At 72.1% G+C, this 15,209-nt stretch carries 20 protein-coding genes; 8 read left to right on the top strand and 12 right to left on the bottom strand.

Going from position 1 to position 15,209, the window contains the following annotated elements; all coding sequences use genetic code 11:
• Positions 1 to 2: 2 nt before the first annotated feature.
• Together DPM19_RS30510 and DPM19_RS30505 are read right to left on the bottom strand one after the other, a co-directional pair.
• Positions 3 to 908 (bottom strand): M56 family metallopeptidase, encoded by a 906-nt coding sequence (locus tag DPM19_RS30510; protein WP_111871546.1) that lies wholly within the window; start codon positions 906 to 908, stop codon positions 3 to 5.
• 16 nt (positions 909 to 924) lie between these two features.
• On the bottom strand, positions 925 to 1,305 hold the full coding sequence (locus DPM19_RS30505) for a BlaI/MecI/CopY family transcriptional regulator (RefSeq protein WP_111871545.1): 381 nt from the start codon (positions 1,303 to 1,305) through the stop codon (positions 925 to 927).
• 91 nt (positions 1,306 to 1,396) lie between these two features.
• Here DPM19_RS30505 and DPM19_RS30500 point away from each other — a divergent pair, with 91 nt between their 5' ends.
• Together DPM19_RS30500 and DPM19_RS30495 are read left to right on the top strand one after the other, a co-directional pair.
• Positions 1,397 to 2,728, top strand: a complete 1,332-nt coding sequence (locus tag DPM19_RS30500; RefSeq protein ID WP_111871544.1) for a cytochrome ubiquinol oxidase subunit I — start codon at positions 1,397 to 1,399, stop codon at positions 2,726 to 2,728.
• Entirely contained in the window at positions 2,725 to 3,615 is an 891-nt protein-coding gene (locus DPM19_RS30495) for a cytochrome d ubiquinol oxidase subunit II (RefSeq protein ID WP_111871543.1), read from the top strand. The genes DPM19_RS30500 and DPM19_RS30495 overlap by 4 nt, the downstream gene beginning before the upstream one ends.
• Positions 3,616 to 3,648: 33 nt before the next feature.
• Here the strand turns inward: DPM19_RS30495 and DPM19_RS30490 are convergent, their stop codons facing one another.
• The gene (locus DPM19_RS30490) at positions 3,649 to 4,128 is read right to left on the bottom strand and encodes a MarR family winged helix-turn-helix transcriptional regulator (protein ID WP_111871542.1); all 480 of its coding nucleotides are present in this window, start codon (positions 4,126 to 4,128) and stop codon (positions 3,649 to 3,651) included.
• 170 nt (positions 4,129 to 4,298) lie between these two features.
• On the opposite strand from DPM19_RS30490, the gene DPM19_RS30485 reads away from it, so the two are divergent.
• On the top strand, positions 4,299 to 5,084 hold the full coding sequence (locus DPM19_RS30485; RefSeq protein WP_111871541.1) for an SGNH/GDSL hydrolase family protein: 786 nt from the start codon (positions 4,299 to 4,301) through the stop codon (positions 5,082 to 5,084).
• Here DPM19_RS30485 and DPM19_RS30480 read toward each other — a convergent pair whose 3' ends face one another.
• The 4 genes from DPM19_RS30480 to DPM19_RS30465 form a co-directional block, all read right to left on the bottom strand.
• The gene (locus DPM19_RS30480) at positions 5,085 to 5,414 is read right to left on the bottom strand and encodes a DUF2516 family protein (RefSeq protein WP_111871540.1); all 330 of its coding nucleotides are present in this window, start codon (positions 5,412 to 5,414) and stop codon (positions 5,085 to 5,087) included.
• Between the two features lie 124 nt (positions 5,415 to 5,538).
• The gene (locus DPM19_RS30475) at positions 5,539 to 6,009 is read right to left on the bottom strand and encodes a hypothetical protein (RefSeq protein ID WP_111871539.1); all 471 of its coding nucleotides are present in this window, start codon (positions 6,007 to 6,009) and stop codon (positions 5,539 to 5,541) included.
• Positions 6,006 to 6,395 carry a helix-turn-helix domain-containing protein gene (locus tag DPM19_RS30470; protein ID WP_111871538.1) on the bottom strand — a complete coding sequence of 130 codons (390 nt, stop codon included), beginning with the start codon at positions 6,393 to 6,395 and terminating at the stop codon, positions 6,006 to 6,008. Before DPM19_RS30470 ends, DPM19_RS30475 begins: the two co-directional genes overlap by 4 nt.
• Positions 6,396 to 6,637: 242 nt before the next feature.
• Positions 6,638 to 7,588 (bottom strand): neutral zinc metallopeptidase, encoded by a 951-nt coding sequence (locus DPM19_RS30465; RefSeq protein WP_111871537.1) that lies wholly within the window; start codon positions 7,586 to 7,588, stop codon positions 6,638 to 6,640.
• A gap of 130 nt (positions 7,589 to 7,718) precedes the next feature.
• Between DPM19_RS30465 and DPM19_RS30460 the strand changes: the two genes are divergently transcribed.
• Entirely contained in the window at positions 7,719 to 9,434 is a 1,716-nt protein-coding gene (locus DPM19_RS30460; RefSeq protein WP_233510950.1) for a DUF2207 domain-containing protein, read from the top strand.
• Positions 9,435 to 9,490: 56 nt separating this feature from the next.
• Positions 9,491 to 9,766 carry a hypothetical protein gene (locus tag DPM19_RS30455; RefSeq protein ID WP_111871535.1) on the top strand — a complete coding sequence of 92 codons (276 nt, stop codon included), beginning with the start codon at positions 9,491 to 9,493 and terminating at the stop codon, positions 9,764 to 9,766.
• On the opposite strand, the gene DPM19_RS30450 is transcribed toward DPM19_RS30455, so the two are convergent.
• On the bottom strand, positions 9,767 to 10,594 hold the full coding sequence (locus tag DPM19_RS30450) for a BKACE family enzyme (RefSeq protein ID WP_111871534.1): 828 nt from the start codon (positions 10,592 to 10,594) through the stop codon (positions 9,767 to 9,769).
• 19 nt (positions 10,595 to 10,613) lie between these two features.
• Between DPM19_RS30450 and dtd the strand changes: the two genes are divergently transcribed.
• Entirely contained in the window at positions 10,614 to 11,039 is a 426-nt protein-coding gene (gene dtd, locus DPM19_RS30445; RefSeq protein ID WP_111871533.1) for a D-aminoacyl-tRNA deacylase, read from the top strand.
• A 2-nt stretch (positions 11,040 to 11,041) separates the two neighbouring features.
• Here dtd and DPM19_RS30440 read toward each other — a convergent pair whose 3' ends face one another.
• From DPM19_RS30440 to DPM19_RS30430, 3 genes are all read right to left on the bottom strand, one after another.
• Positions 11,042 to 11,491, bottom strand: a complete 450-nt coding sequence (locus DPM19_RS30440) for a hypothetical protein (RefSeq protein WP_233510948.1) — start codon at positions 11,489 to 11,491, stop codon at positions 11,042 to 11,044.
• A 161-nt stretch (positions 11,492 to 11,652) separates the two neighbouring features.
• Positions 11,653 to 12,630 carry a CAF17-like 4Fe-4S cluster assembly/insertion protein YgfZ gene (ygfZ, locus tag DPM19_RS30435; RefSeq protein ID WP_111871531.1) on the bottom strand — a complete coding sequence of 326 codons (978 nt, stop codon included), beginning with the start codon at positions 12,628 to 12,630 and terminating at the stop codon, positions 11,653 to 11,655.
• A gap of 67 nt (positions 12,631 to 12,697) precedes the next feature.
• Positions 12,698 to 13,120, bottom strand: coding sequence for a Fur family transcriptional regulator (locus DPM19_RS30430; RefSeq protein ID WP_111871530.1), 423 nt, complete (start codon positions 13,118 to 13,120; stop codon positions 12,698 to 12,700).
• Between the two features lie 348 nt (positions 13,121 to 13,468).
• On the opposite strand from DPM19_RS30430, the gene DPM19_RS30425 reads away from it, so the two are divergent.
• On the top strand, positions 13,469 to 14,119 hold the full coding sequence (locus DPM19_RS30425; protein WP_111871529.1) for a DedA family protein: 651 nt from the start codon (positions 13,469 to 13,471) through the stop codon (positions 14,117 to 14,119).
• Here DPM19_RS30425 and DPM19_RS30420 read toward each other — a convergent pair.
• Complete coding sequence (locus DPM19_RS30420; RefSeq protein ID WP_111871528.1) at positions 14,103 to 14,588, bottom strand: FABP family protein; 486 nt, start codon at positions 14,586 to 14,588, stop codon at positions 14,103 to 14,105. The genes DPM19_RS30425 and DPM19_RS30420 overlap by 17 nt on opposite strands.
• A gap of 201 nt (positions 14,589 to 14,789) precedes the next feature.
• Between DPM19_RS30420 and DPM19_RS30415 the strand changes: the two genes are divergently transcribed.
• On the top strand, positions 14,790 to 15,152 hold the full coding sequence (locus tag DPM19_RS30415) for a DsrE family protein (RefSeq protein WP_111871527.1): 363 nt from the start codon (positions 14,790 to 14,792) through the stop codon (positions 15,150 to 15,152).
• Positions 15,153 to 15,209: the final 57 nt, after the last annotated feature.

Below are 15,209 nucleotides of genomic sequence, written 5' to 3'. Positions count from 1 at the left end.
CGTCAGTGCGGCAGCGCGTAGAGCAGCGGCGGCACCACGGCGATCAGCACGGCGGCGGCCAGGCCGGCGGCCCGGATCGCCGGGTGCGCCGGGGCGGGCTCCATCAGCCGGCCCACCCGGGCGAGGATCGGCTGCGCCTCGGCCGAGCCCATGGCGAGCGTCCCGGACGGGGCGACCGCCGGCCGGGCCGCGGCGAACCGCAGCAGCGCGGTGGCCAGTTCCCGGCCCGGGCGGTGCCGGCGGGCGCGGTCGTCGGCCCGCATCTCGATCAGCAGTTCGACCGAGTCGAGGCAGCGTCCGACCAGCCCGATCTGCGGGAAGACCTGGCGCAACGAGGCGAACGGGAGCAGCACCAGATCGTGCCGCTCCCGGGCGTGCGCCCGCTCGTGCGCGAGCACGGCGGCCAGCTCGGCGGGGTCCAGCAGGGCCAGCGTGCCGGCGCTCACCACGACCTTGGCGGAGCGCACGCCGGGCACGCAGTACGCCGCGGCACCCGGGTGGTCGACCACGAGGGTGCCGGGCACGGCGGAGTCACGGTGGGAGATCAGGGCCAGCAGTTCGCGGTGCCGGCGGCGGGCCCGGGCGACCCGGAACACCGCGTAACCCAGCATGCCCAGCAGCACCGCGGCCAGCCCCACCCCGGTGCACAGGGCGGCGAGGTGCAGGGGGCCCAGCGGGCTGGTGTCGCCGCCGAGCAGCAGCAGCCCCCCGGCGATGCCCCGCCCGTAGGGCGCCAGGGCGAAGGCGAGCAGCGTGCCGATGGTGGCGACGCCCCAGGCCAGGCCGAGCGCCTGCCACAGCGCGATCGCGACGCGCGGCGTGCGCCAGGTCCAGCGGGCATGGGACAGCACTTCCGCGCCCGCCACGGTGCTCGCGGAGATGGCCCCCAGCAACAGCGCTCCCGTCATGTCCCCTCCCCGCTGGTCAGTCTGGCTGATCTCGGGTGATGGCGTCGAGGGCCTGCCTCAGCACCTCGACCTCACCGTCCGACACCGAGCGTACGAAATGTGCGAGGGCGGCGTCACGGTCTCCGGTCTCGTTGAGGGCGCCGAGCATCAGTTCAGCGACGTAGCCCTCCCGGCTCGCCACCGGACGGTAGCGCCAGGCGCGGCCGTCGCGCTCGCGCTGCAGAAAATTCTTTTTGGCCAGCCGGTCGAGCACAGTCATGACCGTGGTGTGGGCCAGGTCCCGGTCACCGGCCAGGGCACGGCTGACGTCGCGGGCGGTCGCGGCCTCGATACCCGCGTCCTGCCGGGCCCAGAGGACCTCCATGACGGTGCGTTCCAGCTCTCCCAGACCTTTCACGGAGCCAAGGGTAGCCCAGTGACCAGAGCACACCACGGCGGGTAGTACTACGACTAGTAGTACTACGCGTCGTAGTACTACGGTGGGCGGTATGGACTCCCTCCAGTTCCTCGCCGAGGCGGCCACTCCGGCCGACTTCGCCGCCGCGCGCACCCAGATGGCGTTCACGCTCGGGTTCCACATCATCCTGGCCAGCATCGGCATCGGGCTGCCCGCGATCACCCTCCTCGCCGAATGGCGCTCCCTGCGCACCGGGGACCCCGTCTACCGGGAACTGGCCCGGCGCTGGATGAAGGCCGCCGGGGTGCTCTTCGCGGTCGGCGCCGTCTCCGGCACCGTGCTGTCCTTCGAGATGGGCACCCTCTGGCCCGGCTTCATGGACACCTACGGCCAGGTGTTCGGCACCGCCTTCGCGCTGGAGGGCATCGCCTTCTTCATCGAGGCCGTCTTCATGGGCGTCTACCTGTACGGCTGGGACCGGCTGTCGCCCGTCGCGCACTTCGTCACCGGCATCCCCGTGGTGATCGCGGGCCTGCTGTCGGCCACCTTCGTGGTCACCGTGAACTCCTGGATGAACCAGCCGCGCGGCTTCCGGCTGGTGGACGGCGAGGTCACCGACGTCGACCCGCTGGCCGCGATGTTCAACCCGGCCACCCCGGTGCAGGCGGTGCACCTGCTGCTGGCCTCGCTCATGGTCTGCGGGTTCGTCGTCGCCTCGGTGTACGCGGTGGCCCTGCTGCGCGACCGGCGGGCGGGCCGGGACGACCGCTACCACCGGCTCGGCTTCGCGATCCCCTTCACACTGGGCGCGGTCTGCGCGCCGCTGCAGGTGCTGGTCGGCGACTGGGCCGTCCGGTTCGTCGCCGACAACCAGCCGATCAAGTTCGCCGCGATGGAAGGTGTGGAGCACACCCAGGCCGGGGTGCCGTTCAAGTTCGCGGTCTTCGAGATCCCGAACGCGCTGTCGCTGCTGCTGCGTTTCGACGCGGGCGCCACGCTGCGCGGGCTGGACTCCTTCCCCGCCGACGTGCACCCGCCCGCCGAGGTGGTGCGCTTCGCCTTCGAAATCATGATCGTGATCGGGATGGCGCTGCTGGCGCTGGCCGCCTGGTGGGCGTTCGCCTGGTGGCGGCGGCGGGAGTCGCTGCCCTGGCACCCGTGGTTCCTGCGCGCCGCCGCCACCGCCGGCGTGCTCGCGGCGATCGCGATGGAGGCCGGGTGGACGGTCACCGAGGTCGGCCGGCAGCCCTGGATCGTGTACGGCGTGATGCGCACCGAGGAGGCCGTCAACCCGTCCGAGGGGCTGCGCTTCGGGCTCTACGTCGTGCTCGCCGTCTACGCGGTCCTGGGCGCGGCCACGATCAGCGTGCTGCGGCGGATGCGCCGCCCGGCCCCCGCCGAGCGGAAGGAACTCGCCGGATGAGCTACGCGGACGCGGCGCTGGGACTGATCCTGCTGGGGCTGTCGGCCTACCTGCTGTTCGGCGGGGCCGACTTCGGGGCCGGCCTCTGGCACCTGCTGGCCCGCCGCCGGCCGGCCGAGCGCGCGGTGATCGAACACGCGATGGGGCCGCTCTGGGAGGCCAACCACGTCTGGCTGATCTTCGTGATGGTCATGACCTGGACGGCCTTCCCGCCCGTCTTCGCCGCGGTGATGACCGCGCACTGGGTGCCGCTCTCGCTGGCGGCGCTGGGCATCGTGGCCCGGGGCAGCACCTTCGTGTTCAGCAAGGCGGTACCCGAACGCCGCTGGTACGCCTGGACCTTCGGGGTCTCCTCGGTGGTGACCCCGTACTGCATGGGGGCGGTCGCCGCGGCCCTGGCCACCGGCCGGTCGGACTGGCTGAGCCCCACCGGGCTGTACGGCGGCCTGCTCACGACGGCGCTGTGCGGCTACCTCGCGGCCGTCTACCTCGTCTGGGACGCCCGCCGCCTCTCACCCGGAAGCGTCGGGTGGTTCCGGGCCCGGGCGCTGGCGGCGGGCGTCGCCGTGGGCGTCCTCGCGCTGCCGGGGGCGGCGCTGTTCGGGGTGGGCTCGCCGTTGATCCTGCTGTCGGCGGCCGCCGGCCTGACCTCGCTGGTGCTGCTCGCCGGGCGCCGTTACCTGGCGGTCCGGGTCACCGCGGGCCTCGCCGTCGGGGCCGTGCTGTGGGGCGCGGCCGGCCTGGCCGACCTCGGCCTGCACGACGCGGCGGCCCACGACGCCGTGCTGCGGATCGTCTTCATCGCGCTGGGCGCGGGTGCGGTGATCCTCGTGCCCTCTCTCGCCTGGCTCTACGTCCTCTTCCAGCGTGGCCCCGCCCGGGCCTGACCGGCCCGGTTCCCCGGTGCACGCCCGAGCGGGTCAGGGCTCGGGCGTGAGCTCGCCGTCGGGGTCGAGGTGCTCCAGGAGGGTTCCGAAGATCTCGCCGAGTTGGCGGATCTGGTCGGGGGTGAGCGCGTCGAAGAGGGCGCCGCGGACCTGCGCGACATGGCCGGGGGCGGCGCCCGTCACGACGGCGAGGCCCGCGTCGGTGAGGGTGGCGATGATCTGGCGGCCGTCCTCGGGGTTGCGCCGCCGGGCGACCCAGCCCTTGTCCTCCAGCCGGGCGGCGGCGTGCGACAGCCGGCTCGGCGACAGCCGGGCGATTTCGGCCACCTGGCTCATGGTCAGGGAGCGGTCGGACGCCTCCGACAGCATCGCCAGGATCACGTAGTAGGCGTGCGGGATCCCGGCGTCGCGCTGCAACTGGCGGTCCAGCGAGTCGTGCAGGAGCTGGGAGGCCCACAGGAAGGCCCGCCAGGTCCGCTGCTCCTCCTCGTTCAGCCAGCGCGGTTCGGTCATGGGGCCATCATACGAAGAAGGTTGAAAGTTCAAGGATCTATCGCCTTCAGCACCCCCCGAAGTCGCCACCACCACCCCCGCATCGGGATAAAATCTGGCATCTCCCCAGAAGACCGCGCGTGCCGCGGGCTCTCCCCGCCAGGCTGCTCAGCAAGAGAGGTCCTGCCGCGTTGCGCCGACTGATCTCCTTCACCCTGACGGCGTTCCTCGTGCTGTGCGGCTGTGCCGCGTCGGCCTCGCCCGTCCCCCGAGCCGACCGGGCGGTCACCGCGCCGCCGGTGGCGGCCCCGCGGACCCCGCCCGCACCGCCGGAGCCACCCGTGGTGTTCGTGCTCGGCGACAGCTACACCGCCGGGCTCAGCGACGTCCCGCCCGAACAGACCTACGCCGCCGACACCGCGCGCACGCTGGGCTGGCAGGTGGTCATCGCCGGCTGGCGCGGCACCGGCTACCTGGCCCGAGGCCAGATCGACAAGAACTTCGCCGCGATGTTCCGGGACCAGCTGGCCTGGCGTCCCGCCCCCGACATGATCGTGATCTCCGGGGGGCACAACGACTGGACCAAGGATCCGGCCCTGGTCTCGGCCGCCGCCCGCCGGCTGCTGGCGGCCGTCAAGGCGCACTGGCCCCGCACCCACGTCGTGCTGCTGGGCCCGCTGTGGGGCGGTGACCCGCCGCTGCGCGCGCACGCCCTGCACGACGGCCTGCGCGAGGTCGCGACCTCGCTGGGCGTGCCGTTCATCGACCCGCTACGGGAGCGGTGGATCACCGGATCGGTGCGGCTCGGCACCGGCAACGCCGCCCGCTACACGCTCCCCGACGGCATCCACCCCACCCGGGCGGGCAACCGTTACCTGGCCCGGCGGCTCGGCGCCGACCTGCGCGCCCTCGGCCTCGACCGGCCCCGGCGGGGAGTGCCGCCGGTCGCGCCGCCGGTCAACGCCGCGGCACCGTGATCACCAGCCGCCGTACGGCCCGCTCGAACTGGACGGGCCGCCCCGCTTGCGGTACGGCTTGACCGCCGGCCGCACGTCCGCGAGGTAGATCGCCGCGATGATGAACGCCGCGATCGGCAGGATCGACAGCAACGGCAGGAACCCGACCGCGCCGCCGAGCCCCACCACGTTCGCCACCACGAGCAGGATCGACCAGAGTTTCTTGCTCTGTTTGTCGGTCGCCGCATAGGCGCCCGCGGGCACCGTCAGGGCGTCGATCAGGGCCCAGACCTCGAAGACGAAGGCCACGATCGCCAGGAACCAGAAGAAGTAGACGAGCCCGTCCACCACCGATGACCACCACTTTCGCCGCGTAGGGGGCGTCACCGCCGCCAGGGGTTTCAGCCTATTCAAGTGCAAAGCCCGGCCGGACGGTTCCGGCCGGGCTTTTCGCGACGCCCCGTCGAGGGGGCGATCAGTCGCCGACCTTCTTGGCGGCGTCGCCGGTGGCGCGCTGGGCGGCCCTGGCGGTCTTCTTGGCTTCGGTGGTCGTGGCCTTGGCCCGGGACTTGGTGCGCTTGGCGCTCTCCTCCAGCTGCTGCGTGGCGGCCTGGCGCTCCACCCGGGTCATGACCTTCTTGCCCCGCTCGGCCAGGTCGTCGATCACCTCGACGGTGCGGGCGCCGAAGTGGGTCACGTACGCGACCGCCGCACCCGGCAGGTCGCTGGCGTCGACCCGGCTCTGCAGCTTGGTGACGTTGTCGCGCACCTCGCCCCGGATCTTGACGACGTTCCCCCGGACCTCGCCCTGGTAGCGGTCGACGGTCTCGCGGATCTTCGTCACCTGGTCGGGCATCTCGCGGATCTTCTCCACCGCGAGGTCGCCGGCGCCGGCGACGGTGTGGACGGCCTTGTTGTCGCGTAGCCGGTCGGTGATGGTGGTCATTCGTCTGCTTCCTTCCCTACTGAGGCTGTTTCGGTGGCGGGCTCGGCTCCGTTCTCCTTGCGGAACGACTCGTAGATGTCGAGCAGAACCTGTTTCTGCCGTTCCGTCAGGTGAAGGTCGGTCCGGATCGCGGTCTGCACGTCGCTGTCGGCCTCGCGATCCTCGAGGATCCCCGCCTGGACGTACATGGCCTCGGCCGAGATCCGCAAACCCTTGGCGATCTGCTGGAGGATCTCGGCACTCGGCTTGCGGAGGCCACGCTCGATCTGGCTGAGGTAGGGGTTCGAGATGCCCGACACCTCGGCCAACTGCCGCAGCGAAATCTTCGCCCGCTGCCGGTGCTCCCGGATGTACTCCCCGACGGAGCCGACCTTGGAACTCGCCATATGTCCACCTTGCGTCGAAATGCTTGCAATTGCAAGCACAACAGCTAGCACTTTACCGTGAGCCCCCTCACACCCTCCGGGCCGGGGCTTTCATGATCTTCCAGCAGGTCAGCGACCTGGTCATACCGGACACTATGCGGCTCGGACCACCCGGCCGGCCACCGCCGGGTGCTAGCTCCCGGCCAACTCAGCTCCCGGTCCGGCCCGGAAGAACCTCCTCGGCCGCCCGCTCCGCGCCCGGCTCAGTCGACGTCCGTGGCGGGGGCCGTCCAGGTGTTGCAGACGGCCAGGGTGCGCTCGCGGAAACCCGCGTCGACCCAGCCCGCGTAGTTGCGGCCCGAACCGTGGTCGCGCCGCTCCGGCGGCAGGCTGTCGTCGCCCCGCCCCTGGACGTCGACCATCAGCGCCTGGTACTGCGCGGTGGTCATCGGCAGCGTGCCGCGTTCCGCGCCGAGGAACACACCCGCGAAACACTGGGCCTGGAGTTCGATCCGGCGGCTGGCGTCGTTGCGCGCCTGCGCGTCCGGGCGCTCCATCTCCTGGTGGCCGTACGCCAGGATGCCGGCCCGGTCCTGCACGTGGTGGCCGTACTCGTGGGCCAGCACCCGCGCGTACACCGCGTAGTTGCCCACCGGCTCGTCGCCCGACGCGGCGATGATGTGCTCGACGCCCACGTACATCGTGCGGTTGGCCGGGCAGTAGAAGGCGGCGGCCCCGGGGTTGGGGTACGAGCCGCAGGGGCTGCGCCCGGAGCCCGTCCAGAAGATCCGCTGCGGCGGGGCGAAGTCGACGTCCGCCTTGTCGAACTGGCGGCTCCACGACTCGTCCAGGCACTTCGTCAGCGTCTCCATGAAGTGCCGCATCGAGGCGTTGTCGCCGGGGACGATGCGCGGCGCCCGGCAGCCGATCGGGGTGAGCTCGCCGCTGCGGTAGAGCCGGTTGCCGGTGGCGATCTCCCGATCGACCCGCTCGGCCGAGCTCGGGCCGAAGCCGGCCGGGCCGCGGTCCAGCCCGCTGAACACGGCCATGCCCAGCGCCGCCCCGACGAAGATCAGCGCGGCGATGCCCAGACCGGCCACCACCCCGCCGCCGGGGGTCGTCCGGGGCCGCCGCCGGGGCGGCAGCGTGTAGCCGGCCGGTTCCCGGGACGCCACGGCACCACCCGATCGCGGTGGTTGGACATGACCGGCCATGGGCTCGAATCCTCCCACATCAGAGTGGAGTCCTGATATGGACAGACCGGCTAGGGGCCGTTAGCGGCCGCCCGGGCCCGCCCGCCCGCTACTCTTCGGCCCTATGTGGGGTCGTTTGCGGGGTCATGGTGTGCGCGCCGGATGCATCACATTGCTACTGGCCGGGTTGCTGCCGGGCGCCGTTCCGGCGGCGTCCGCAGCGGCACCGGAGACCGAACGGAAACAGGTCGCCGCCGAGGACCGGGTACTCAAGGACGACGTGGCGCTCACCGTCCGCCCCGACGGCGTGACGCACGCCCGGGAGACCATCGTCTACGAGTTCCACGGTGGGCGCGGCTTCACCCGCGCCTTCCAGACCCGGATCCGGCACAGCGACACCCAGGACCGGGTGTTCCGGGTCGAGAACGTCCGCGCGTCCAGCCAGGACGGCGGGCCCACCGCGGTCACCACCGAGATCGACGGCGACCGGACGCTGGTCCGGCTGACCGGCCCCCGCCCGCTGAACGGCTCGCGCACGGTCGTCCTGGAGTACGACGTGCGCGGCGTCATCTCCCCGATGGGCTCGACCGAGGAACTGCGCTGGACCGTGGTCGGCGACTGGTCCGTGCCGGTGCTGGGCGCCCGCGCCACCGTCCAGGGCAGCGCGGCGATCCGCAACGTCAACTGCTTCGCGGGGATGCCCGGCACCCTGATCGGGTGCAGCCAGTCCTTCACCAACCACACCCGCATCCAGGGCGAGTTCACCCAGCAGAACATGCTGCCGGGCGACCACTTCACCATCGCCGCCGGCTTCCCGGCCGGCATGACCGGGGCGGGCCCGCTGTACGAGCAGCGGCGCACGCTGAGCACCGCGTTCAGCGTGAACCCCGTCACCGGCGGCGCGCTGCTCGCCCTCCTCGTCCTGCTGGTCGGCGGGTTCGGGGTGCTGTACCTGCTGCGCGGCCGGGACGCCCGGGTGGTCGGCAAGAAGGCCGCCGAGGGCGACCGGCCCGCGGGCGAGTCCGGCTTCGAACCGCCGGACGGCGTCCGGCCGGGCCAGATCGGCACGCTGATCGACGAGCAGGCCGACGTCATCGACGTCACCGCGACGGTCGTCGACCTCGCCGTCCGCGGCTACCTGCTGATCGAGGAGGAGGACCGCGCCACCACCAAGCGGCTCGACTGGACGCTGCGCAAGCTCGACCGGCGCCACAACGACCTGCTGCCCTACGAGCAGACGCTGCTCGACGCGCTGTTCGAGGGCCGCGACGCCGTCCGGCTGGCGGAACTCGGCGGCACGTTCGCCCGGCAGCTGGCCCGGGTGCGCGGCGCGATGTACGAGGACGTCGTCACCCAGGGCTGGTTCGCCCGGCGCCCCGACTCGGTGCGCACCCGGTGGACCACCGCCGGAATGGTGCTGGCCGGGCTCGGCGTGGTCGGCACCGTGGGGCTCGCGCTCTTCACCGACCTGGCGCTGGTCGGGTTGGCGGTCATCATCGGCGGCGCGGCGCTGACCTTCGGCGGCCCGTACATGCCGGCCAAGACGGCCCGCGGCTCCACGGTGCTCGCCCACACGATCGGCTTCCGCTCCTACCTCTCCCGGGGGCAGGCGCCCGAGGGGGTCGCGTCCGAGCAGCGGATCGCGCTGTTCTCCCGTTACCTGCCGTACGCCGTGGTCTTCGACATGGTCGGCCCCTGGGCCAAGACGGTCGAGGACGCCGGGGTGCGGGCCGAGGGCGCCGACAACCTCTACTGGTACGAGGGACCCGCCGAGTGGGATCTGTCCCAGTTCGCCGAGTCGATGCGCGCCTTCACCCTCGCCGTCTCCGGAGCGATCTCGCAGTCGCGGCAGTTCCGCGCCCTCTGACCTGGAGGTTCAACCCCTCCTGCCGGGTAAGGGCCGGGCAGGAGGAGGTACCGTCCATGTTCCTTGCCCAGCCATCCCCGATCGGGGACAACTACTGGCTGTTCCTGGGGCCGCTGATCGTGGTCCTGGGGCTCATCACCTGGGTGTTCATCCTGATGCGCGTCGCCCGGCGCAAACCCGACTACACCCACTCCCGCGGGGAGGCCGCGCACCGCGGGGTCGTCTCGGGCGGGATCATCGAGGGCGACCCCGGGCAGCGCAACCGCGTCGACGAGATCAACCCGGAAGAGGAGGAGGCCGCCCGCCGGGAGGATTCGCGCAGGGAGGGCTAGCTAGCCCTTCCGGACGCCCAGGAACTCCCGGGCCTCGGCGGGCGGCATCGGCGGGCGCTGGGCCAGTCCGGCCAGCGCCGCCGCCCGCTCCACCAGTTCCGCGTTGGACCGCACCGGGCGCCCCCGGGCGAACGTCAGCGTGTCCTCCATGCCGACCCGCAGGTGCCCGCCGGCCGACAGGGCCGCGAACAGCACCGGCACGCTCGTCCGCCCCACCCCGGTCGCCGACCAGGTGGCGCCGGCGGGCAGGGCCTGCACCGCCGCCACCAGGCTGCGCGCGTCACCCGGCATCCCGCCCGGCACGCCCAGCACCAGGTCGCAGTGCACCCGCCCGCCGTACGGTGGGCCGCACTCGGCCAGCAGCCGGTGCAGTGCCGCCACCTGGCCGAGGTCGAACAGCTCGAACTCCGGCACGATCTCCAGTTCCCGGGTGCGCTCGTAGAGCTCGACCATGAACGGCCAGGGGTTCATGAAGACGTCGTCGCCGAAGTTGACCGTCCCGCAGGTCAGCGAGCAGCCGTCGGGCGCGGCGTCCAGCACCCGCAGCCGGTCCGCGTAGGAGTCGGTGACCGCGCCCCCGGTGGAGAGCTGGATCACCAGGCCGGTGGCCTCGCGCAACGCCTGGACGGTGTCGCGCAACCGCACGGGGTCCAGCGTGGGCCGGGCCCGCTCGTCCCTGACGTGGACGTGGATCACTCCGGCGCCCGCCGCCTCGCACTCGCGGGCCGTGCCGACCAGTTCGTCGAGGGTGACCGGCAGCGCCGGCGCGTCGGCCTTGGCCGACTCGGCGCCGGTCGGCGCCACGGTGATGAGCGTCGTTGCTCCCATACCGGCAGAATGCCTTTCCATGCGAGCCGTAGTCCAGCGAGTCAGCCAGGCGAACGTCGCGGTCGGCGACCGGGTGGTGGGGGCGATCGACGGCCCGGGGTTGCTGGTCCTGGTCGGTGTCACCCACGACGACACCCCCGAGCGGGCCCGCCGGCTGGCCGGCAAGCTCTGGGGGCTGCGCGTCCTGGACGGCGAGCGGTCGTGCTCGGATCTGGGCGCCCCGCTGCTGGTGATCAGTCAGTTCACGCTGTACGGCGACACCCGCAAGGGCCGCCGCCCGTCCTGGATCGACGCCGCGCCCGGCCCGGTGGCCGAGCCGCTGGTCGCCGCCGTGGTGGCGGAACTGCGCGCGCTGGGCGCCAAGGTGGAGACCGGCGAGTTCGGTGCGGACATGCGGGTCGCGCTGGTCAACGACGGCCCGATCACCCTGGTGATCGACGTCTGAGCTCAGGTCAGGCCGTAGAGCATGCCGACCACGGTGACCACGGTGCCGGCGGCGGCGAGCGCGAGGAAGGCACGGTCCTCCTGCGACAGCCGGCCGCGCACCTCCGCCGAGTAGACGACCACCCCGGTGTCGCGGTTGGGGTCGGCCGGTGGTGCGGACCGCCGCTTTCCGGGCAGCCGGGCCAGGCGGCGCAGCGCGTCGGTCTTCACCCGCTGGTGGGACGTGCCGCAGGCGAACAGCCGGCCGCGGGCGGGCTCCGGGCAGAACTGGCCCTTGCGCGTCCGCACCCGGCACACCGTGGGCACCAGCGCAAACTCGTACAGGCACCACAGGAGCAGGGTGATCAGGGCGAGTCGCCACGACCGCAGCGCCAGCGCCGCGATGCCGAGCACGGCGAAACCGATCCACCACACGAACGGGTGCTCACGTCCGGGCCGCCGTCGTCGCCCCATCGTCCCCTTCTTCGTGAGAGGAGGCGGTTCCCGCCTGTCCTGGTTCGCCACCATTGCGTAGGAACCACCTTCTCATTCGAAGGGCCTCGCCCGATCTCCTTTGCGCGGCCCGGGACGGACAACTCTGAGACGTAGGAGTCCTGCCCACCCCGCACGGGTTTTTATCCGCGACGCGCCGCCCGCTGTCGAAATTCGATCTTCGCATTGGCGCCGGTATCCGGGGAGACGACGATCTCCTGGGCCGCGGCCACCCCATCGGCTGACAATTCGGCCTCCACCGGGGTGCTGCGCTTGACCAAAGCCAGCGCGATCGGGCCGAGTTCGTGGTGCCGGGCGGCCGAGCCGACGAACCCGACCTGCCGCCCGCCCAGTTCCACCGGGGCGCCGTGGGCGGGCAGGCGGTCGGCGCTGCCGTCCAGATGCAGGAAGACCAGGCGGCGCGGCGGCCGGCCCAGGTTGTGCACCCGGGCGACGGTCTCCTGCCCCCGGTAGCAGCCCTTCTCCAGGTGGACCGCGGTGCCGATCAGGCCGATCTCGTGCGGGATGGTGCGGTGGTCGGTGTCCAGACCGAGCCGGGGACGGTGGGCGGCGATGCGCAGCGCCTCGTACGCCCACAGGCCGGCCGGCCGTGCGGGCTGCTCGGCGAGCCGGGCGCGCTCGATGATGCGGGTCGTCCCGGCCACGTCCGGGAAGTCGGGCCCGGCCCCCTCGACGGCGCCGGTGACCACCGCGTACTCGCCGGTCAGGTCGGCGACCTCGACGCGCAGCATGAAACGCATCCGGTCGAGGAAGGCGACCAGGTCGGGGGCGGTGCCGGGCTCGACGTGCGCCCAGACCGCCGTACCGTCGTCCACCAGGTACAGGTGGTGCTCGATGTGGCCGTGCGGGCTGAGCAGCAGCGCCTCGGTGGGACGGCCCGGCTCCAGCCGCTCCAGGTGCTGGCTGAGCAGGCTGTGCAGCCAGCTCAGCCGGTCGGGGCCGGAGATCCGGACGACGCCCCGGTCGCTCCGGTCGACGAACGCCGTCCCGGCGAGCAGGGCGCGCTGCTCGTGGAACGGCTCGCCGTAGTGCGCCGCCACCCCTTCGTCCGGCGGTTCGGCGGCCACGGCTCCGGGCGTCTGCAACAGCGGGCTCTTCATGCCCTTCAGCCTATGCGCGGACTGTTTCCATCGGTCCGCGCGGGCATCCGCCGTCGAGCCCCGCCCGTCAGCCCACGCTCGGGCTGTTCTCGCAGCATTCCCCGTAGACCGTGAGGTGGTGGACATCGGTCTCGAAGCCGTACTCGGCGCGCAGGACGGTGATGAGGCCGTCGGCGACCCTGGGGCTGACGTCGGTGACCTTGCCGCAGCCCCGGCAGACCAGGTGGACGTGGTCGGCGTGCGTGGCCAGGTGATAGGTGGGCGGGCCGTGCCCGAGGTGGGTGTGCTTGACCAGCCCGAGGTCTTCGAGGAGTTCGAGGGTGCGGTAGACCGTGGAGATGTTGACCCCGTGCGCGGTGCGCTGCACCTCGGTGCAGATCTCCTCGGGAGTGCCGTGCTCCAGCACGCTGACGGCTTCGAGCACGAGCTGCCGCTGGGGGGTGACCCGGTACCCCCGGGACCGCAGTTCCTCCTGCCAGGTCTCCGACATGTTCCGAGTCTATGTTCCCCGGGGCGGTACGCGGGGGCGGTGGAAAATATCACTTGCCTCCCCCTGGGACCTCGCATAACGTGCGAAGCACGCGCGAAAGGAGGTGGTCCACCAGCATGTATGGCAAACGGACTCGCGAGGTGGCTGTCCGCTAGTCGCCGTCCCGCCTCGGTCAGCCGCTCCGGCGGCAACGCACCGGTCGCGACGGCGACCGGCGATTACCAGGCAGACACCCGGTCCCCGGACGGGTGGGCTTAGTCCAGCCCACCGCCCCGCCGACGGCGGGAGGTCCGGGGGCCGTTCATTTTCCGCGGCATGAACGTCCCCCCGCCGGGAAGACCCGGACGCATGATCGCCTCCGGACAGACCTCCCAGCAAGACCTCTCCGGAATCGCCGGCTGGGCGGCCAGCGTGATCGAGACGATGGGCGCCTTCGGCGTGGGCCTGCTGATCGCCCTGGAGAACCTGTTCCCCCCGGTGCCCAGCGAGCTGATCCTGCCGCTCGCCGGGTTCACCGCCTCCCAGGGGCAGGTCAACGTCATCGCAGTCATCGTCGCCGCCACCGCCGGCTCGCTCGCGGGGGCGCTGCTGCTCTACTGGCTGGGCGCCGCCCTCGGGCACGACCGGGCGATCCGCTGGGCCGACCGCGTTCCGCTGGTCGATCCCAGGGACCTCGAACGCGCCACCGCCTGGTTCGAGGACCACGGCCGCAAGGCGGTGCTGTTCGGCCGGCTGATCCCGGTGGTGCGCAGCTTCATCTCGATCCCGGCGGGGACCGAACGGATGCCGCTGGGCCGGTTCTGCCTGTACACGGTGGTGGGCAGCGCGGTGTGGAACACCCTGTTCGTGACCATCGGCTACGTGCTCGGGGAGAAGTGGCAGCAGGCCGAGAAGTTCGCGAACTGGCTGACCTGGGGAGTGCTCGCCCTGCTGGTCCTGGCGGTGGTCCGCTTCGCCGTCCGGAAGCTGCGCGAGAGCCGGCCTAGCTCACACGCTTGAGCTGCGCGGACAGGTGTGAGGTGAGGGGCTGCCCCATCGCGGCCAGGTCGTACGCCCAGCCCAGATCCTCGCCGATCAGGCCGTACAGGCGGTGCCCGGCGGTGACCTCCTTGGCGGTCTGCGTCCGCGCCACGACGTCGGTGTGCAGTTCCACCCGGGTTCCGGTGACCTCGCCGACGTAGATCTCCGCGACGCCGGTGGGGTGCGCCAGCACCACCTCCACCCCGCCGCCGGGCTGCGGGCGCCAGTACCCCGTCTCGGTGCCCAGCGGGGCGCCGAGGTGACCCTCGTCGTCGATCCGCCAGGTGACGCTGCGATAGATCAGGAACGGCTTGCCGTTCTGGGTGAAGGAGATCTCCTGGCCGAAGCGGAAGCTCTCGATGGTGGGGTAGCCGCCGACTCCGGCGCCCTCCCACTCGCCCAGCAGGAAGGCCAGGGGTTCGATGTCTGGATGAGGCTCAGGCTGCATGTCAGCCGAGGGTAGTCGCGTCGCGCCGGGGCGGCGAAGTGCGCATCACTTGATCCGGGACAGCCCGACCACGAGCAGGACCGCCAGCGCCGCCAGCACGGCCAGTACCAGCACCAGCATCCCCGCGTTCACCATGCCGCCCATGGGCCGGAAGTCTATGCCCGGGGCCGTGCACCGGCCGGTAGCGGCTACTGTGCGGCTATGGCGAGATCATTGGTGATCAAGGCGACGTCGGGAGCCGATGCCGCGGAGCGGTGCAACCAGGCGTTCACGGTGGCCGCGGCCGCGGTGGCCGCCGGGCTGGACGTCTCCCTGTGGCTGACCGGCGAGTCGGCCTGGTACGGGCTGCCCGGCCGGGCTGCGGAGTTCGCGTTGCCGCACGCGACCCCGCTCGACGACCTGCTCGGCATCGTGCTCGCGAGCGGCCGGGTGACGGTGTGCACCCAGTGCGCGGCCCGCCGTGACATCGGGCCGGACGACGTCATCCCCGGCATCCGCATCGCCGGTGCGCCCACGTTCGTGGAGGAGATCTCCGCTCCGGACGCCCAGGCCCTGGTCTACTGACCCCCTCGGTTTGGATCATCCGCTTTTGAACAGATATCGAACCCGACGGGCCCTATA

This window comes from Actinomadura craniellae (genome assembly GCF_003289645.1).
Taxonomy (GTDB): domain Bacteria; phylum Actinomycetota; class Actinomycetes; order Streptosporangiales; family Streptosporangiaceae; genus Actinomadura_D; species Actinomadura_D craniellae.
The sequence above is the reverse complement of the archived record's forward strand: the minus strand, read 5'-3'. Positions and strand labels throughout refer to the sequence as shown.

Excerpts from the sequence above, each read along its gene's own strand:
- DPM19_RS30455 (WP_111871535.1), top strand. The coding sequence starts at position 9,491 with ATGTTCCTTGCCCAGCCATCCCCGATCGGGGACAACTACTGGCTGTTC.
- DPM19_RS30500 (WP_111871544.1), top strand. The coding sequence starts at position 1,397 with ATGGACTCCCTCCAGTTCCTCGCCGAGGCGGCCACTCCGGCCGACTTC.
- DPM19_RS30415 (WP_111871527.1), top strand. The coding sequence starts at position 14,790 with ATGGCGAGATCATTGGTGATCAAGGCGACGTCGGGAGCCGATGCCGCG.
- DPM19_RS30475 (WP_111871539.1), bottom strand. The coding sequence starts at position 6,009 with ATGACCACCATCACCGACCGGCTACGCGACAACAAGGCCGTCCACACC.
- ygfZ (WP_111871531.1), bottom strand. The coding sequence starts at position 12,630 with ATGAAGAGCCCGCTGTTGCAGACGCCCGGAGCCGTGGCCGCCGAACCG.
- DPM19_RS30450 (WP_111871534.1), bottom strand. The coding sequence starts at position 10,594 with ATGGGAGCAACGACGCTCATCACCGTGGCGCCGACCGGCGCCGAGTCG.
- DPM19_RS30470 (WP_111871538.1), bottom strand. The coding sequence starts at position 6,395 with ATGGCGAGTTCCAAGGTCGGCTCCGTCGGGGAGTACATCCGGGAGCAC.
- DPM19_RS30495 (WP_111871543.1), top strand. The coding sequence starts at position 2,725 with ATGAGCTACGCGGACGCGGCGCTGGGACTGATCCTGCTGGGGCTGTCG.
- dtd (WP_111871533.1), top strand. The coding sequence starts at position 10,614 with ATGCGAGCCGTAGTCCAGCGAGTCAGCCAGGCGAACGTCGCGGTCGGC.
- DPM19_RS30490 (WP_111871542.1), bottom strand. The coding sequence starts at position 4,128 with ATGACCGAACCGCGCTGGCTGAACGAGGAGGAGCAGCGGACCTGGCGG.
- DPM19_RS30465 (WP_111871537.1), bottom strand. The coding sequence starts at position 7,588 with ATGGCCGGTCATGTCCAACCACCGCGATCGGGTGGTGCCGTGGCGTCC.
- DPM19_RS30510 (WP_111871546.1), bottom strand. The coding sequence starts at position 908 with ATGACGGGAGCGCTGTTGCTGGGGGCCATCTCCGCGAGCACCGTGGCG.
- DPM19_RS30430 (WP_111871530.1), bottom strand. The coding sequence starts at position 13,120 with ATGTCGGAGACCTGGCAGGAGGAACTGCGGTCCCGGGGGTACCGGGTC.
- DPM19_RS30420 (WP_111871528.1), bottom strand. The coding sequence starts at position 14,588 with ATGCAGCCTGAGCCTCATCCAGACATCGAACCCCTGGCCTTCCTGCTG.
- DPM19_RS30440 (WP_233510948.1), bottom strand. The coding sequence starts at position 11,491 with ATGGGGCGACGACGGCGGCCCGGACGTGAGCACCCGTTCGTGTGGTGG.
- DPM19_RS30425 (WP_111871529.1), top strand. The coding sequence starts at position 13,469 with ATGATCGCCTCCGGACAGACCTCCCAGCAAGACCTCTCCGGAATCGCC.